At 69.8% G+C, this 16743-nt stretch carries 15 protein-coding genes; 11 read left to right on the top strand and 4 right to left on the bottom strand.

Features of this window, described 5'->3' with window-relative positions; all coding sequences use genetic code 11:
* Nucleotides 1-222: 222 nt before the first annotated feature.
* The 5 genes from egtA (at nucleotide 223) to dapB (ending at nucleotide 5453) form a co-directional block, all read left to right on the top strand.
* Complete coding sequence (egtA, locus tag ABZ717_RS13170) at nucleotides 223-1509, top strand: ergothioneine biosynthesis glutamate--cysteine ligase EgtA (RefSeq protein WP_358508973.1); 1287 nt, start codon at nucleotides 223-225, stop codon at nucleotides 1507-1509.
* Entirely contained in the window at nucleotides 1506-2858 is a 1353-nt protein-coding gene (egtB, locus tag ABZ717_RS13175; RefSeq protein ID WP_358508975.1) for an ergothioneine biosynthesis protein EgtB, read from the top strand. Before egtA ends, egtB begins: the two co-directional genes overlap by 4 nt.
* The gene (gene egtC / locus ABZ717_RS13180) at nucleotides 2858-3637 is read left to right on the top strand and encodes an ergothioneine biosynthesis protein EgtC (protein ID WP_358508977.1); all 780 of its coding nucleotides are present in this window, start codon (nucleotides 2858-2860) and stop codon (nucleotides 3635-3637) included. Before egtB ends, egtC begins: the two co-directional genes overlap by 1 nt.
* Before the next feature lie 24 nt (nucleotides 3638-3661).
* Nucleotides 3662-4636: an L-histidine N(alpha)-methyltransferase gene (gene egtD / locus ABZ717_RS13185; protein WP_358508978.1), complete on the top strand. Its 975-nt coding sequence runs from the start codon at nucleotides 3662-3664 to the stop codon at nucleotides 4634-4636.
* Nucleotides 4637-4709: 73 nt separating this feature from the next.
* Nucleotides 4710-5453, top strand: coding sequence for a 4-hydroxy-tetrahydrodipicolinate reductase (dapB, locus tag ABZ717_RS13190; RefSeq protein ID WP_358508980.1), 744 nt, complete (start codon nucleotides 4710-4712; stop codon nucleotides 5451-5453).
* A gap of 52 nt (nucleotides 5454-5505) precedes the next feature.
* On the opposite strand, the gene ABZ717_RS13195 is transcribed toward dapB, so the two are convergent.
* The 4 genes from ABZ717_RS13195 to ABZ717_RS13210 all read right to left on the bottom strand — a co-directional run bounded on the left by ABZ717_RS13195 (nucleotide 5506) and on the right by ABZ717_RS13210 (nucleotide 8298).
* On the bottom strand, nucleotides 5506-6189 hold the full coding sequence (locus ABZ717_RS13195; protein ID WP_358508981.1) for a methyltransferase domain-containing protein: 684 nt from the start codon (nucleotides 6187-6189) through the stop codon (nucleotides 5506-5508).
* A gap of 74 nt (nucleotides 6190-6263) precedes the next feature.
* Complete coding sequence (locus ABZ717_RS13200; protein ID WP_358508983.1) at nucleotides 6264-6758, bottom strand: NUDIX hydrolase; 495 nt, start codon at nucleotides 6756-6758, stop codon at nucleotides 6264-6266.
* Nucleotides 6759-6779: 21 nt separating this feature from the next.
* Nucleotides 6780-7652, bottom strand: coding sequence for a 1,4-dihydroxy-2-naphthoate polyprenyltransferase (locus ABZ717_RS13205; protein WP_358508985.1), 873 nt, complete (start codon nucleotides 7650-7652; stop codon nucleotides 6780-6782).
* A 91-nt stretch (nucleotides 7653-7743) separates the two neighbouring features.
* Nucleotides 7744-8298 (bottom strand): GNAT family N-acetyltransferase, encoded by a 555-nt coding sequence (locus tag ABZ717_RS13210; protein WP_358508987.1) that lies wholly within the window; start codon nucleotides 8296-8298, stop codon nucleotides 7744-7746.
* A gap of 84 nt (nucleotides 8299-8382) precedes the next feature.
* Between ABZ717_RS13210 and ABZ717_RS13215 the strand changes: the two genes are divergently transcribed.
* From ABZ717_RS13215 to ABZ717_RS13240, 6 genes are all read left to right on the top strand, one after another.
* Nucleotides 8383-8763 carry a phage holin family protein gene (locus tag ABZ717_RS13215; RefSeq protein WP_304069661.1) on the top strand — a complete coding sequence of 127 codons (381 nt, stop codon included), beginning with the start codon at nucleotides 8383-8385 and terminating at the stop codon, nucleotides 8761-8763.
* 367 nt (nucleotides 8764-9130) lie between these two features.
* Nucleotides 9131-10102, top strand: a complete 972-nt coding sequence (dapA, locus tag ABZ717_RS13220) for a 4-hydroxy-tetrahydrodipicolinate synthase (RefSeq protein WP_358508989.1) — start codon at nucleotides 9131-9133, stop codon at nucleotides 10100-10102.
* Entirely contained in the window at nucleotides 10099-11784 is a 1686-nt protein-coding gene (locus ABZ717_RS13225; protein WP_358508991.1) for a ribonuclease J, read from the top strand. The genes dapA and ABZ717_RS13225 overlap by 4 nt, the downstream gene beginning before the upstream one ends.
* A 207-nt stretch (nucleotides 11785-11991) precedes the next feature.
* Entirely contained in the window at nucleotides 11992-14484 is a 2493-nt protein-coding gene (locus ABZ717_RS13230) for a DNA translocase FtsK (protein WP_358508993.1), read from the top strand.
* A 145-nt stretch (nucleotides 14485-14629) separates the two neighbouring features.
* Nucleotides 14630-15760: a helix-turn-helix domain-containing protein gene (locus ABZ717_RS13235; protein ID WP_358508995.1), complete on the top strand. Its 1131-nt coding sequence runs from the start codon at nucleotides 14630-14632 to the stop codon at nucleotides 15758-15760.
* Nucleotides 15761-15957: 197 nt separating this feature from the next.
* A partial coding sequence (locus ABZ717_RS13240) for a radical SAM protein (RefSeq protein ID WP_358508996.1) occupies nucleotides 15958-16743 on the top strand: 786 nt, incomplete at its 3' end.

Below are 16743 nucleotides of genomic sequence, written 5' to 3' on the forward strand. Positions count from 1 at the left end.
CACGGGGGCGAGCCTCCCGTTCAATGTGACTCAGATCACTTTTTGTGCGGGTAAGGCCGGCGTCGACACCTCCCGCGCGAGAAGCGTGTGGCCGGCGGGTGTGCCGACAGGATGTCGGTCCACCCGCCGGCCGCCCTCGATCCGGTTGGGGTGATCGCACATGTTCACCGTCGCGGCGCTCCGGGCAGGACCCTTGAGGTGTCACTCCGAGGGAGTCAACCCATGCCGCACATGACCACGGAAGACGTTCACGAGTACATCAACGGGATCTGTTTCAAGACCGGCCCTCCCGGCAAGGTCGGGGCCGAGACCGAATGGTTGGTCACCGACCCCGAACGTCCCACCGCACCCGTCACCATCGACCGTCTCGCGGAGCTCGTGGAGGCCTGTGGCCCCCCGCCCGCGGGAAGCCGGATCACCTTCGAACCGGGCGGCCAGATCGAGCTCAGCTCACCGGCGTTGCCGGGACTCGCCCAAGCCCACGAGGCCCTCGCCGTCGACCTGCGGCACGTCGAGAAGGCCCTCACGGGCGCCGGACTGTACCTGGCCGAGACCGCGCTCGACCCCGTACGTCCGCCCGAACGACAGCTCCGATCTCCCCGTTACACGGCGATGGAGCGTTTCTTCGACCGACACCGCCACGCCAGTGGCCGCACCATGATGTGCAGCTCCGCGTCCATCCAGGTGTGCCTGGACAACGGAGCGGACGCCGCCGACATCCGTGGGCGTTGGCGGTTCCTGCACCGTCTGGGCCCCGTCCTGGTCGCCGCCTTCGCCAACTCGGCCGTCTGGCGAGGCCACCCGACCGGCTGGAAGTCCTCCCGGTGGGCCATCTGGGCGGCCACCGACGCGACCCGCACCCGACCCGTGCTGGAACCCGGCCCCGAGACCGATCCCGCCACCGCCTGGGCCGAGTACGCCCTGGGCGCGCGGGTGATGGCCCTGCCCGAGATCCCCGGTGGGGGCGGTGCCTGGACCGCCGACCCGGGGATCACCCTGGCCGACTGGGTCGACGGGCGGGGCCCGCGTCCGGTGACCCTCGCCGACCTGGAGTTCCATCTGAGCACCCTGTTCCCGCCCATCCGCCCGCGCGGCTGGTGGGAACTGCGCATGATCGACACCGTGCCCTTGCGCTGGTGGCCGGTCCCGGTGGCGCTCGCCGCCGCCCTGACCGACGACCCACGGGCCAGGGCCATCGCGGAGGAGGCCACCGAGCGCCTGTGCCGCGGCGCCGCGCCCACTCCCACGCTGTGGCTGCGCTCCGCCCGACTGGGCCCCGAGGACGCCGATGTCGCCGCGTGCGCGAGGGCCTGCTTCGACGCCGCGACAGAGGCCCTGCCCCGCATGGGCGCGGCCGGGCTCGCCGCACTCGTCGACGAGTACGCCGACCACTACGTTCGGCGAGGGCTGTGCCCCGCCGACACCGCTCTCCAGGTGCCCGCGCCGCGACCCGCCGACTCGACGGTCACCGCGCGCCGGCACCCCGCCCACCGTGGAGGTTCGTCATGAGCCTGGAACAGGAACGCGCCAAGGAACGCATCGCCGCCGAACTCGACCACAGCAGGCGGCACAGCAGGGAACTGACCATCGATGCCCTCGACGAGGACGAACTGCTCGCCCAGCACTCCCCGTTGATGTCGCCCCTGGTCTGGGATCTGGCGCACGTGGGCAACTACGAGGAGCAGTGGCTGCTCCGTGCCGCGGGCCGCCGCGAGGCACTGCGCCCGGACATCGACGGGCTCTACGACGCCTTCGAGAACCCGCGCGCGGACCGGGTCACCCTGCCGCTGCTGCGTCCCGACGAGGCGAGCGAGTACAACGCGCGGGTGCGGCGGGAGGTCCTCGACACCCTGGACGGCGCCGACCTGTCCGTCCCCCCGCCGACACCGGGCGAGGTGACGCCCTCGGAACACTCCCTGCTCGAAGCGGGCTTCGTCTTCCACATGGTCATCCAGCACGAGTTCATGCACGGAGAGACCATGCTCGCCACCCACCAGCTGCGTCGTGGCGCTCCCGTCCTGCTGGAGAAGGCCTCCGTCCTCGGGCCGGTGAGCCCTCCACCGGCCCGAGAGGTCCTGGTCCCGGCCGGCCCCTTCACCTTGGGCACCGACGACGACCCGTGGTCCTTCGACAACGAACGCCCCGCGCGTACTGTCGACCTCCCCGCCTTCTGGATCGACACCGCCCTCGTGACCAACGCCGCCTACCAGGAGTTCATCGCCGACGGCGGCTACCGGGACCCGCGCTGGTGGAGCCCCGCCGGCCGGGAGTGGGCTCGTGCCAGGGACGCCGCGGCACCGGCCTTCTGGACCCTGGAGAACGGCCTCTGGACCCGCCGCCGCTTCGGTCGACACGAGGAGGTGCCGCCGAACGAGCCCGTCCAACACGTGAGCTACCACGAGGCCGAGGCCTACGCCCGTTGGGCGGGCAAACGGCTGCCCACCGAGGCCGAGTGGGAGAAGGCGGCCCGGTTCGACCCCGCCACCGGACGCTGCCACCGCTTCCCCTGGGGCGACGCCGAACCCGAACCACGCCACGCCAACCTCGGTCGGCGTCGGCTCGGACCCGACCCGGTGGGCACCCACGCCGACGGCGCCTCCCCGCTCGGCGTCCAACAACTCATCGGGGACGTGTGGGAGTGGACCTCCACCACCTTCCACGGTTACCCGGGGTTCCGATCCTTCCCCTACCGCGAGTACTCGGAGGTCTTCTTCGACGACGGCTACAAGGTCCTGCGCGGAGGGTCGTGGGCCACCCATCCCGCCGCCGTGCGTTCCACCTTCCGCAACTGGGACCACCCGATCCGACGACAGATCTTCAGCGGCTTTCGTTGCGCACGCGACGCGGACCGCGCCTGATGTGCCGCCACCTCGCCTACCTGGGCCCGCCGCGCACGTTGCACGAGCTGCTGTACACGGCGCCGCACTCGCTGTTCGTCCAGTCCTGGGCGCCCCGACACCAGCGGTACGGAACCGTCAACGCCGACGGGTTCGGTGTCGGTTGGTACCCGCCGGGGCCCGGGCCGGAGGCGACCGAAGGGCCCACGCCACCCCTGCGCTACCGGAGGGCCATGCCGATCTGGGGTGACTCCTCCTTCGGTGACACGGCCCGCGCCATCACCTCCGGGTGCGTGGTCGCGGCCGTGCGCGACGCCACCGTCGGCTTCGGTTCCGAGGAGTCCGGCGCCCAACCCTTCCGGGCGGACCACCTGCTGTTCAGCCACAACGGGGCGGCCAAGGACGACCACGCGCTCGCCGTGGCGCTCGGCTCGCCCCCGCTCCCGGACGCCCTGGAGGCGCGGGCGCCGGTGGACTCGGCCCCGTTGTTCGCGCACACGCTGCGGCTGTGGCGGGCCTCCGGTGATCTGCCGGGGGCCCTGGCCGCCGTGGTGCGCCGGGCCCGCGAACACTCCGAGGGTCGTTACAACCTGCTGGCCGGGGACGGCACGACGATCGTCGGCACGACCGCCGGGGACACCCTGTTCACCCTGCGTCGGCCCGGACGCGCGGAGGGGGAGGGCGACGAGGTCTTCCTGGCCTCCGAGCCCTTCGACGATGGGCGCGGCTGGCGGGAGGTCCCCGCGGAGTCCTTGGTGGTCGCCACCCGGGAACACACCGACATCCGGCCGCTCGGCTGACCGGTATGGGAAACAGGAGGCAACATGTTCCGGATCGACCGAAACCTCACCGCGGACGACCTCGACAAGGCGTTGCGCGCCGACGTCGCCGAAGGCCTCACCGCCCACCCCAAACGGCTCCCGCCCAAGTGGTTCTACGACGAACACGGCAGCGCCCTGTTCGAGGACATCACCCGGCTGCCCGAGTACTACCCCACCCGTGCCGAACGCGGCATCCTCGAACGGCGCTCGGACGAGATCGCCCGGACCGCCGACGCCGTCACCCTCATCGAGCTCGGATCCGGCTCCGGGGTCAAGACCCGGCTGCTGCTCGACGCCCTGCGCCGCCACGGTGCCCTGAAACGCTTCGTCCCCGTCGACGTCAGCGGTGACTTCCTCGCGGACTCCGCCCGACGCGTCGCCGACGAGCATCCCGACCTGGACGTACACGCCGTGGTCGGTGACTTCGAACACCACCTCGGTCTGTTGCCGGTCAACGACCACGACGGGCGTCGCCTGCTGGCCGTCCTGGGATCCACCATCGGCAACCAGGCTCCCGCCGAACGCGCCGGGTTCCTGCGCGACGTGCGCGGCGCCCTCGACCCGGGCGACACGCTCCTGCTCGGCGCCGACCTGGTCAAGGATCCGGCGCGCCTGGTCGCCGCCTACGACGACTCCCAGGGCGTCACCGCGGCCTTCGACCGCAACGTCCTCTCGGTGATCAACCGGCGACTGGGCGGGGACTTCGACCCGACGGCCTTCGACCACCTGGCCGTGTGGAACGCCGAGCACGAGTGGATCGAGATGCGCCTGCGCGCCCGCTCCCACCAGCGCGTCCGGGTGGCCGACCTCGACCTGGAGGTCGACTTCGCACCCGGAGAGGAGATGCGCACCGAGATCTCCGCCAAGTTCCGTCGTGAGGGGCTCACCGAAGAACTGGACTCGGCCGGTTTCACCCTCACCCACTGGTGGACCGACCCGGCCGGTGACTTCTCCCTCAACCTGTCCACCGTCCGCTGAACCACCCGGTGACCGCGCACCGCGCCGACACCGCGCCACGGCCCCACCACCTGGACTCCGGTACGCTCGTCCCGTGTTCAAGGTAGGAGTTTTCGGCGCCGATGGGCGCATGGGGTCAGAGGTCGTCAAAGCGGTTCAGGCCGCCGACGACATGGAACTCGTCGCGGGCGTGGACGCCGGCGACGATCGTGACGCGGTGCTGGGGGCCGACTACGTCGTCGATTTCACCCACCCCGACGTGGTGATGGACAACCTTCGGTGGTTGATCGACAACGGCATCCACGCCGTCGTCGGCACCAGCGGCTTCGACGAGACGAAGCTGGCGAGCGTCCGCGAGGCGCAGGCCGCGAAACCGGGTGCGAAGGTGCTCATCGCCCCGAACTTCGGCATCGCCGCGGTGCTGATGATGCACTTCGCGAAGAAGGCCGCGCCCTACTTCGACTCCACCGAGATCATCGAGCTGCACCACCCGAACAAGGCCGACGCGCCCAGCGGTACGGCCTACCGGACCGCCGAGCTGGTCGCCGAGGCCCGCCGCGAGGCCGGCACCGCGCCGATGCCGGACGCCACCACCTCCGAGATCCCGGGCGCCCGCGGCGCCGACGTGGAGGGCGTCCGCGTCCACGCGCTGCGCATCCAGGGCCTGATCGCCCACCAGGAAGTGGTCTTCGGCACCGACGGCGAGACCCTGAAGATCCGCCACGACTCGATGAACCGCACCTCGTTCATGCCGGGTGTCCTGCTCGGCGTACGTCGAGCAGCGGACCTGCCCGACCCCCTGACGCTGGGCCTGGAGCCCCTCCTGGGCCTGGAGTAGCCACAGCCGTTCCGAAGGGGGCCGCCCGGTGGGCGGCCCCCTTCACGTGTGTTCAGGCGCCGCGGCGGCAGGTGTAGAAGAGCTGGACCTCGGGTCGGGCGTCGGGGTCCTTCGGTTCGAAGGTGACCACGCGCTCGTCCTCGATGACCAGACCGGCGTTGGTGACCACCTCGCGCAGCTCGTCGCGGGGATATCCCGACACGCGGATCGCCGAACCCAGGAACGGGATCGGTTCGTCGTCGAGGTCGGTCTCCACCATGGACAGGCACAGCAGACCGCCCGGACCCAGGGAGGCGCGCACGCGGCCCAGGGCCTGGGCGATGCGGTCCTTGGGCAGGCACAGCAGCGAGAAGAACGCCACGATGGCGTCGTAGGAGGTTTCGACCGGGTCCAGGTCCATGATGTCGGCCTGGCGGAACTCGGCCCCCGGAACGTTCTCGCGGGCCAACTCCAGCATGCGTTCGGAGATCTCGAAACCGGTCACCCGGGCACCGGCGTTGACCAGCTGGAGGGCGGTCGGCAACCCGGTGCCCGAACCCAGGTCCAGGACGTGCGCCCCCTGGGGGAGGGAGTCCAAGAGTCGACGGACGCAGTCCTCCTGACCCTCCTTGTTCGGGAACGCCTCCTCGTAGCGTTCCCCGATGGCGTCGAAGGCCTCGGCCTGCTCGGCGCGTCGTTCGGCCCACGCTACGGGGTCCGGGGCGAGGTCACGTTGGTCTGTGTGGTCACTCGGCACGGCGGTGGTCTCTCCCTGGTAATGCGGGTTGGGAGGCGAATCCTAACCGGACATGTGTCCAATGTGGTGAACGTTCAGATCCGCCCTGGCAGAACGGGGTGTCCGTCCTCCAGGTAGACCGGTCCACCGGAGTGGTCGTCCACGTGGACACCGGCGATCATCCGGCGAGCCGAACGACCGACCAGGTACTCCTCCAGCTTCTCCGGCGGCACCCAGGCCCATCCGGACAGCTCCTCCTCGGGCAGGACGAACTCCTCCGAGGAGACCTCCACCCGGAACAACCAGTGCAGGGCCGGGGTGCGCGGTGGTGCGGGCGGCGCCCAGTCGGTCACCAACAGGGCCCGGGGCGACGCGGGCACCCCGAGTTCCTCGGCGAGCTCACGAAGACAGGCGGTCAGCGGAGACTCGCCCGCCTCCATCATCCCGCCGGGGATGCCCCATGGCCGATCGGGCGCGTACACCCGCCGTACCAGCAGCACGTCGCCCTCGGCCGAACGGATGAGCGCCCCCGCCGAGCCACGAGTGGCCGGCAGGGACGCGAAGAAGTCCTCTTCGCTCAGTTCCCTCACCCGAACGACTATAGGCCCGCACTATCCCAGGAGCAGGGCGACGGAGAACAACGCCCCGAAGACCATCTGCAGTTTCCCGGTCTCGCCCAGCCCCAGGACCAGGTCGCGGCCGACCTGGCCGCCCAGCACCCGGCGCAGCGGCGGCACGGCCAGGGGCGCCGCCGGCAGCACCAACAGCACCCACCAGGACAGCGGCAGCAGGGCCAACGCGAACACGAACGAGCCGACGATCATCCCCGCGTACATACGGCGGGTGCCGGTCTCGCCCAGACGCACCGCCAGGGTGATCTTCCCGGTCTCCCGGTCGGTGGGGATGTCGCGCAGGTTGTTGATCACCAGCACCGAGCAGGACAGCAACCCGACCGGTACCGACGCCACCCACGCCTGCCAGGGGGCCGCCTCCAACTGCACGAACACGGTGCCCACCACGGCCACCACGCCGAAGAACACGAACACCGAGACCTCGCCCAGACCCCTGTATCCATAGGGGGTGCGACCACCGGTGTAGTACCAGGCGGCGGCGATCGCGGCCACACCGATCAACAGCAGCCACCACGAGGTGGTCGCCACCAGCACCAGCCCCACCAGACCGGCGAACGCGAAGCTCCCCAGCGCCGCCGACAGGACCCGTCGAGGCGTGGCCAGGCCGGAGGCGGTCAACCGGGTGGGCCCGGTCCGCTCCTCGGTGTCGGTGCCCTTCACCCCGTCGCTGTAGTCGTTGGCGAAGTTCACCCCCACCTGCAGGGCCATCGACACCACCAACGCCAGGAGCGCCTTCCACCAGACGAACCCGTCCAGGGCGAAGGCCAGCGCGGTGCCCACCGCCACCGGCACGATCGAGTTCGGTAGCGTGCGGGGGCGCAGCCCCGAGACCCATTCACTGACCGTGGCCACGCGCCGGTCCTCCAGTTTCCACACAGTGGCGCTTCTTGGCGCGCCGCAACGACCACCCCACGGTAGTCCCTGCTCGAAGCGGGCCCGAACGCTACTCGGAGATGGCCGCGTGCAGCCGCACCATGGACACCAGTCGGCCCATGTCGATCTCCCGGCGGGCACCGTCGGCGCGCCACCCCGAAGCCTCCACGAACGACCTCAGCGCGTTGTCCTCCTCCGGGGTCCACACCTGCACCGTGCCGAACCCGCCCTCCACCAGGTGGTCCACGCACGCGTTCAGCAGTCGGCTGCCGTGCCCTTGACGGGTCCGCTCGGGGTCCACGTGCAGGGCGAACAGTTCGGCGTCCTTGGCCGGCCACAGGTCGGGATCGCCGGCCGGGCCGAACGCGGCGAATCCCACAACCGTGCGTTCCCCGTCCACCTCGTCGGTGGCCACCACCAACCGGTGCTTGGAGGTGGGGGGCGACTCCAACGCCGTCGTCCACTGCTCCCGAAAACTCTCCCGGGCCTGGTCACCCGACATCTCCTCGGTCACCTCGGCGGGCAACAACCCCCCGTACAGCGCACGCCACGACGCCACCTGAAGGTCCACCACCGTGTCCACGTCGGCGGCACGGGCGGGACGGACGAACTGCGCACTGGACACGAAGGGCCTCCTCTGGGGGCCATACCCGAAACAAGTGGATGCCGGAGTTTCCGGAGCTTGCCCGAGCATGGGAACATCTATGGTGTGAGCCTCATTATCAGAGTTATCGTGAACGCGCTCGCCCTTTGGGCGGCTGTATTCCTGATCGACGGCATCGAGATCCAGACCGACGACACCGTCGGTCAGATCGTCGTCTACCTGATCGTCGGTGCGATCTTCGGCGTGATCAACGCCGTCATCAAACCGATCGTCAAAACGGTCGGCTGCCTGTTCTACGCCCTGACCCTGGGTCTGATCGGGTTGGTCGTGAACGCGCTGCTGTTCATGCTCACCGGGTGGATCGCCGGACTCTTCGAGCTGCCCTTCCACATCGACGGCTTCTGGCCCGCCTTCTGGGGCGCCATCGTCGTCACCATCGTGAGCTGGCTGCTCAGCATGTTCCTCCCCGACGGCAAGGACGACTGACCCCGGTACGTTCGCCACCTTTCGAATACGGTGGTCTCCGGGTCCCGCCCGAGTGGCGAGGGCCCGGGCCGGGTAGGTTCACACTTCCGGGCCTCACACACCGGCGACGGTCCCTCACCTCGACAGACGAGGACGGGGACCGAACCGGATCACGCTCCCGACACTCATAGGAGCGACACAGACTTTCCCGCGTCCGGCCCCTCACGGCCGATCGCGGTGGCGGACGCACAGCGCCGCCTCACCCGTGCACGGAGGAAAGCACCCGACACGGGACGCATCAGCTGATCGCGCAACACATGGAGAGGAGGAGGGGCACACGAGGGTCCGACCGCCTCACGGCCACGGACCCGAGGGCCTTTCACACACGATGATGGAGAACAAGTACCGGCCGTTCGGCAAGATGCTGACCGCCATGGTCACCCCGATGCTCGAAGACGGCGAGCTCGACTACGACGGCGCCGCCAGACTCGCCACCTACCTGGTGGACGAGCAGCACAACGACGGCCTGATCATCAGCGGCACCACCGGTGAGTCGCCCACGACCAGCGACGAGGAGAAGGACCGCCTGCTCCGCAGCGTCGTCGAGGCGGTCGGTGACCGCGCCCAGATCGTCGCGGGGGTGGGCACCAACGACACCCGCCACAGCGTCAGACTGGCCAAGGCCGCCGAGAAGGCGGGCGCGCACGGCCTCCTGGCCGTCACGCCCTACTACAACAAGCCTCCGCAGGAAGGGCTGATCCGGCACTTCACCGAGATCGCCGACACCACCGAACTGCCGGTGATGCTCTACGACATCCCGCACCGCACCGGGACGCCGATCGCCTCCGAGACCCTGGTCCGGCTGGCCGAGCACCCGCGCATCGTCGCCAACAAGGACGCCAAGGACAACGTCGGCGCCAGCTCCTGGGTCATGGAGCGCACCGACCTGGCCTACTACTGCGGAACCGACATCCTGAACCTGCCGCTGCTGTCGGTGGGAGCCGCCGGTTTCGTCAGTGTCGTCGGCCACATCGTGGGCGCCGACCTCAAGGACATGATCGACGCGTTCGAGAAGGGCGAGGTCGGTCAGGCACTGGCCATCCACCGCCGCCTCACCCCGGTCTACACCGGCATGTTCCGCACTCAGGGCGTCATCACCACCAAGGCCGTCCTCAACCTCTTCGGTCTTCCCTCCGGGCCGGTGCGCACCCCGCTCGCCGACGCCTCCGCCGAGCTCCAGGCCCTCCTTCGCGAGGACCTGGCCGCGGCCGGGGTCAAGGGCCCGATCGGGCTCGCCCCGCACCAGGCGGTTCCGGCCAGCGCCGTCCGCGTCGAACGTCTCACGGAGGGTTCCGTATGAGTCACCCGCATCCCGAGCTCGGCCCGCCCCCGCCCCAGGGCGAAGGCGTTCTGAGAATCGTCCCGTTGGGCGGTCTCGGAGAGATCGGTCGCAACATGACCGTCTTCGAGTACGCGGGTCGACTCCTCATCGTCGACTGCGGCGTGCTCTTCCCCGAGGAGGAGCAGCCCGGCGTCGACCTGATCCTGCCGGACTTCGACTACATCCGGGATCGCCTGGACGACATCGAGGCCATCGTGCTCACCCACGGGCACGAGGACCACATCGGTGGTGTGCCGTTCCTGCTGCGCGAGCGCGCGGACATCCCGATCGTCGGCTCCAAGCTCACCCTGGCGCTGATCAGCGCCAAGCTGGGGGAGCACCGCATCAAGCCGGAGACGGTCCTGGTAGAGGAAGGGGAGCGGCACGACTTCGGCCCCTTCGACCTGGAGTTCTTCGCGGTCAACCACTCCATCCCGGACGCGCTGGCCGTCGGCATCCGCACCCCCGGCGGGTCGGTGCTGCACACCGGTGACTTCAAGATGGACCAGCTGCCGCTGGACAGCCGCCTCACCGACCTGGCCGGGTTCGCCCGGTTCGGCGACGAGGGCGTCGACATCCTGCTGTCGGACTCCACCAACGCCGAACAGCCCGGGTTCGTCGTCAACGAGCGCAACCTGACCGAGGCCATCGACAAGGTGTTCCGGCAGGCCAAGAAGCGCATCGTCGTGGCCTGTTTCGCCTCGCACGTGCACCGCGTCCAGCAGGTCATCGACTCGGCGACCCAGCACGGCCGCAAGATCGCGTTCGTGGGCCGCTCCATGGTCCGCAACATGAACATCGCGCGCGACCTGGGCTACCTGAGCATCCCCGGCGACACCATCGTCGACGTCAAGCAGCTCGACAAGATGCCCGCGGACGAGGTCGTGCTGATCTGCACCGGCTCCCAGGGCGAGCCCATGGCGGCGCTGAGCCGCATGGCCAGCCGGGACCACCAGATCCGCATCGAGGAGGGCGACACCATCCTGCTCGCCTCGTCGCTCATCCCGGGCAACGAGAACTCGGTCAACCGGGTCATCAACGGCCTGACCCGCTGGGGCGCCAAGGTCGTGCACAAGGGCAACGCCCTCGTGCACGTGTCCGGCCACGCCTCCGCCGGCGAGCTGCTGTACGTGCTCAACATGGTGCGCCCGCGCAACTTCATGCCGGTGCACGGCGAGTGGCGGCACATGCGCGCCCACGCCGACCTGGCCAAGCTCACGGGTGTGCCGAGCGACCGTATCGTCATCGCCGAGGACGGCGTGGTGGTCGACGTGTACAAGAACCGCGCCAAGATCGTGGGCGCCGTACAGGCCGGCTACGTGTACGTGGACGGCTCCTCGGTCGGCGACGTCACCGACGCCGCGCTCAAGGACCGCCGCATCCTCGGCGAGGAGGGCTTCATCTCCGTCGTCGTCGCGGTGGACTCGGGCTCGGGCAAGATCCTCGGCGACCCCGAGATCCACACCCGGGGCGCGGGCATGGGCGCGGAGGCCTATGACGACGTCATCGACAAGATCCAGGACGCCCTGGACAAGGCGGCCGCCGACGGGGTCAACGACCCACACCAGCTGCGGCAGCTCATCCGCCGCAGCACCGGCCGCTGGGTGAACGAGACGTACCGCCGTCGTCCCATGATCATCCCGGTCCTGGTCGAGGTCTGACCGGCAGCAGACGATCCACCGAACGGCCCGGAGCGCGACCAGCGTCCCGGGCCGTTCTCTCTGAGGCGGCGCGCTCTCCTTCGAAGGGACGACACGCCGGGGGAGTGTTCGTGCCTCGGGCTGGACGGCTTAGTAGGCTTCCCGCCGTGCCGGGACGCTGTGTCCGGGCCCCCGAGTTCGACCCCGTCCCCGTGGAGGTGACCCCCGATGGCCACGCGTGCCTCCTCTGGTGGTGCCGGGCGCAAGAAGCCCGCCGCGCGCAAGCCCGCGGCCAAGAAACGCATGCCGGACGGGCCCATCGCCTACGTGGTGGCCCTCTTCGGTCAGTTCCTGCTGGTCCTGTGGAAACTCATCGCCCACACGGTGGGCGGCGCGGCCCGCGCGGTCGGCCGTAGCGCCCGTGATCTGGACCCCGACCTGCGCCGGGACGGCGTCGGACTGGTCCTGCTGGCCCTGGGCATCCTGGTGGCCGCCGCCGTGTGGTGGCAGAGCGACGGCCCCCTGCTGGAAGCCACCCGAATGGTGGTCGTCGGCGGCGTCGGCGCCTTCTCACCGATCCTGCCCCTGCTGTTCCTGCCCCTGGCCATCAAACTGATGCGCACGCCCAGCACCGCCAAGGAGGGCGACGCGGGCCGGCTCTTCATCGGGGTCACCTCGATCATGCTCGGTCTGCTCGGGCTCATCCACATCGCCCACGGCATCCCGCAGCCCGCCGACGGCATGGAGGGCGTCCAGAACGCCGGCGGCATCATCGGGTTCGTGGCCTCGGGCCCGCTCAGCTCGGTGGTCACCCCCTGGCTCACCGGCCTGTTGTTGGCCCTGGTCCTGATCTTCGGTGTCCTCGTGGTCACCGCGACCCCCATACGGCGTATCCCCGACCGACTCCAGACCCTGTTCAACGCCTTGATGGAACGCGACCCCGGGCCGGACGCGGGCATCGGGATCCTGGGCGCCGAGGCGGAGAAGAAGCCCGCCAGGTCGCGCAAGCGCAAGGCCGCGCCCGCCGACAACGAGACGGTCGCCGGCGACCACGAACGTCCCTACGACACACCCGTGGTCTCCGAGGCCGCCGGGACGATCGCCCCGGCCCTCACCGACGAGGAGGAGGCGGCCGCCCAGGCGGAGAAGGCGCCCCCCAAGAAGAAGGCCAAGGCCAAGGCCAAGACCACGGCCCCCGACCCCACGCCGGCGCCCGTCACCACCGAGCAGCTCTCCATCCCCTCCCGCGTGGTCGAGGGCGACTACGAACTGCCGATCACCACCCTGCTCAAGCCCGGATCCGCGCCCAAGGAGCGGACCAAGGCCAACGACGACGTCGTGGCGGCCCTGTCCGGGGTCATGGAGCAGTTCAAGATCGACGCCGAGGTCACCGGGTTCACCCGTGGGCCGACGGTCACCCGTTACGAGATCGAGCTCGGTCCCGCGGTGAAGGTCGAGAAGGTCACCGCCCTGTCCAAGAACATCTCCCTGGCGGTCAAGAGCGCCGACGTGCGTATCCAGTCGCCCATCCCCGGTAAGTCCGCGATCGGTGTGGAGATCCCCAACACCGACAAGGACATAGTGAGTCTGGGCGACGTGCTCCGCTCCGCGGCGGCCACCTCCGACGACCACCCGATGCTGGTCGGGCTGGGCAAGGACGTGGAGGGCTCCAACGTCGTGGCCAACCTGGCCAAGATGCCGCACGTGCTGGTCGCGGGCGCCACCGGCGCCGGTAAGTCCACCTGCATCAACGGGCTCATCACCTCGCTGATGATGCGCGCCACGCCCGACGAGGTACGCATGATCCTGGTCGACCCCAAGCGGGTCGAGCTCACCATGTACGAGGGCATCCCGCACCTGATCACCCCCATCATCACCAGCCCGAAGAAGGCCGCCGAGGCACTCCAATGGGTGGTGGGGGAGATGGACCGCCGCTACGACGACCTGGCCGCGTCCGGTTACCGGCACATCGACGACTTCAACGCAGCCGTGCGCACCGGCGAGCTCACGGCCCCGCTCGGCAGCGAACGCCGGTACGAGGCCTACCCCTACCTGCTGGTCATCGTCGACGAGCTCGCCGACCTGATGATGGTCGCCCCGCGCGACGTCGAGGACTCGGTCGTGCGTATCACCCAGCTGGCCCGGGCCGCCGGCATCCACCTGGTCCTGGCCACCCAGCGGCCCAGCGTCGACGTCGTCACCGGTCTGATCAAGGCCAACGTCCCCTCCCGGTTGGCGTTCGCCACCTCCAGCCTCGCCGACAGTCGGGTCATCCTCGACCAGCCCGGCGCGGAGAAGCTCGTCGGCAAGGGCGACGCCCTGTTCCTGCCGATGGGCGCGGGCAAACCCATCCGATTGCAGAACGCGTGGGTCGCCGAGAAGGAGATCCGCGGGATCGTCGACCACTGCAAGAAGCAGGCCGAGCCGAGCTACCGCGAGGACGTCGCCACCGAGGCCGTCAAGAAGAAGGAGATCGACGAGGACATCGGCGACGACATGGACGTGCTGTTGCAGGCCGTCGAGCTGGTGGTGACCACCCAGTTCGGGTCCACGTCGATGCTGCAGCGCAAGCTCCGGGTCGGCTTCGCCAAGGCGGGCCGGCTCATGGACCTCATGGAGAGCCGCGACGTGGTCGGCCCCAGCGAGGGTTCCAAGGCTCGTGACGTCCTCGTGCAGGCCGACGATCTGGCCGCCGTGCTGACCGACATTCGCGGCGGCTGAACCCTCCCCCGACACGCTCACGCCGTCCGGGTCGCCCGATTTGGTGCGATCTTGGAGACGGCATGGGGCGTGGTGACCTGCGATGAGTGCCCTGAAGTAGCAGAGTGGGTCGACGTAGGCACGGACAGTCGCGGGGGGAGTGCACATGGCGACGATCGGCCAGACCCTGTCCGCCGCACGGATCGCGGCGGGTTGCTCCTTGGAGCACCTGAGCACACGTACACGCATCCGCATGCAGGTCCTCAGGGCCATCGAGAACGAGGACTTCGTCCCCTGTGGAGGGGACTTCTACGCACGCGGTCACATCCGCAGGATCTGCAAGTTCCTCGGAGTCGACGCGGGGCCTCTGTTGGAGGAGTACGACCGCGAACACGCCTCGGACGAGAAGCCCCTCTTCGTTCCCCCACAGTGGCAGCCGGTCACGAAGACGAAGAAGAGGGCGCGGGCCGCGGCGGCCCGAGGAGAGCAGGGCCACGCGGAGAACGAGCAAGAGGAGGGCGAGGAGCCCCAGGACGTCACCCGTCGGGTCGGTGACGAGGCCCTCGACCCCACGCAGCGGGCCGAGCGCTGGGGCCACTTCGAACGCAACAAGAAGCTGGCGCGCCCGCCCCACCCGGCGGGTCGATCCCACAGGCGTGCCGCCGAGGTGCCGCCACCTCGTGGTTCCGAGGAGGGGCAAGCGGAGGAGGCCGACACCGAAGTGGCCGCCACCGAAGACGCCGCCACCGGGACGACGGTCGAGGAACCGCGGACCCGGAGCACCGCCGCCCGGACACGCCCGATCGGGGGCGTACGTCGACACTGGCCCTGGGCGGTGGTCGGCCTCATCCTCGTCGTCGCCCTCATCGTCGGTGTGCGGACCTGGAACGGCTGGGAGGAGGGAGATCCGTCCCGGACCGCCTTCGAGAACGTGACCGACGACGACTCGGGCGCCGAGAAGAACGCGGGTTCCGTGGTCGTGCCCGAGGAGGAGAACGTGGGGAAGGCACTGGCACGGGGGCCCGAGAAGGCCGCCGAGCCCACCGAGTTCACCGTTCGACTCACGGGCGTCGGACGGAGCTGGGTCGAGGTCACCGACCACGCGGGCGGGGACGTGTTCACCGGCTTCATCGTCGAGGGCGAGAGCCTCGACTACGTCACCGAGGATCCCTTGGGCTTCCGTCTCGGGAAGCCCTCGCTGGTCGGCGTCTCCGTCGACGGCGAGGACCTGGGGAGCGGGGCGGAATCCGGGGGAGTCGGGGACTTCACCGTCGGGGCCGGCGGATTCGTCGACTGAAGTAGGAGAGGGTCCACCCCACCGGAGCGGGAATACGTGAAGGCCGGGGTACGGGCGGGTGAGCCGACCACTGTAGGGTGGGGGGCTGCGGGCGACTCCGAGCGACGTCGCGCCGCGCGAGCGATCCGACCGTACTTCCGGCCTTCGCCGTGCCGCGTTCCCGCACCACTCACAGCTCTCCCACACGCTTGGAAGCCATGTCATCGCGCCGTACTGTCTCACTCGTCACCCTGGGGTGTGCGCGTAACGAGGTCGACTCCGAAGAGCTCGCCGGACGCCTGGCGGCCGGCGGCTGGGACCTCGTCGACGACGACACCAAGGCCGACGTGACCGTCGTCAACACCTGTGGTTTCATCGACGCCGCCAAGCAGGACTCCATCGAGACCCTGCTGGAGGCCGCCGAGAACGGTGGCAAGGTCGTCGCGGCCGGATGCATGGCCGAACGGTACGGCTCCGAGCTGGCCGACTCCCTGCCCGAAGCCCAGGTGATCGGCTTCGACGACTACGCGAACATCACGGACCGTCTCGACGACGTCGTGGCCGGACGTTCTCTGGTCCCGCACGACCCGCGAGACCGTCGCACCCTGCTGCCGATCAGCCCGGCCGACCGCGACGCCTCCCAGGTCCACGTGCCCGGCCACGCCACCTTCGCCGACGCGGAGGGCGCCGAGGGCACCGAACTGCCCTACCGCAGCGCCGTTCCGCGCCGTCGTCTCACCGGCGGACCCGTGGCCAACCTCAAGATCGCCTCGGGCTGCGACAGGCGCTGCACCTTCTGCGCCATCCCGGCCTTCCGCGGCGCCTACATCTCCCGTCAGGCCGACGAGATCGTCCGCGAGGCCGAGTGGCTGGCGAGTGAGGGCGTGCGTGAGGTCTTCCTGGTCAGCGAGAACTCCACCTCCTACGGCAAGGACCTGGGCGACGTGCGCGCCTTGGAGAAGCTGCTGCCGCGCCTGGCCGCCGTCGAGGGGCTGGAGCGGGTG

Source organism: Nocardiopsis sp. NPDC006832 (assembly GCF_040635885.1).
Classification (GTDB): Bacteria; Actinomycetota; Actinomycetes; order Streptosporangiales; family Streptosporangiaceae; genus Nocardiopsis.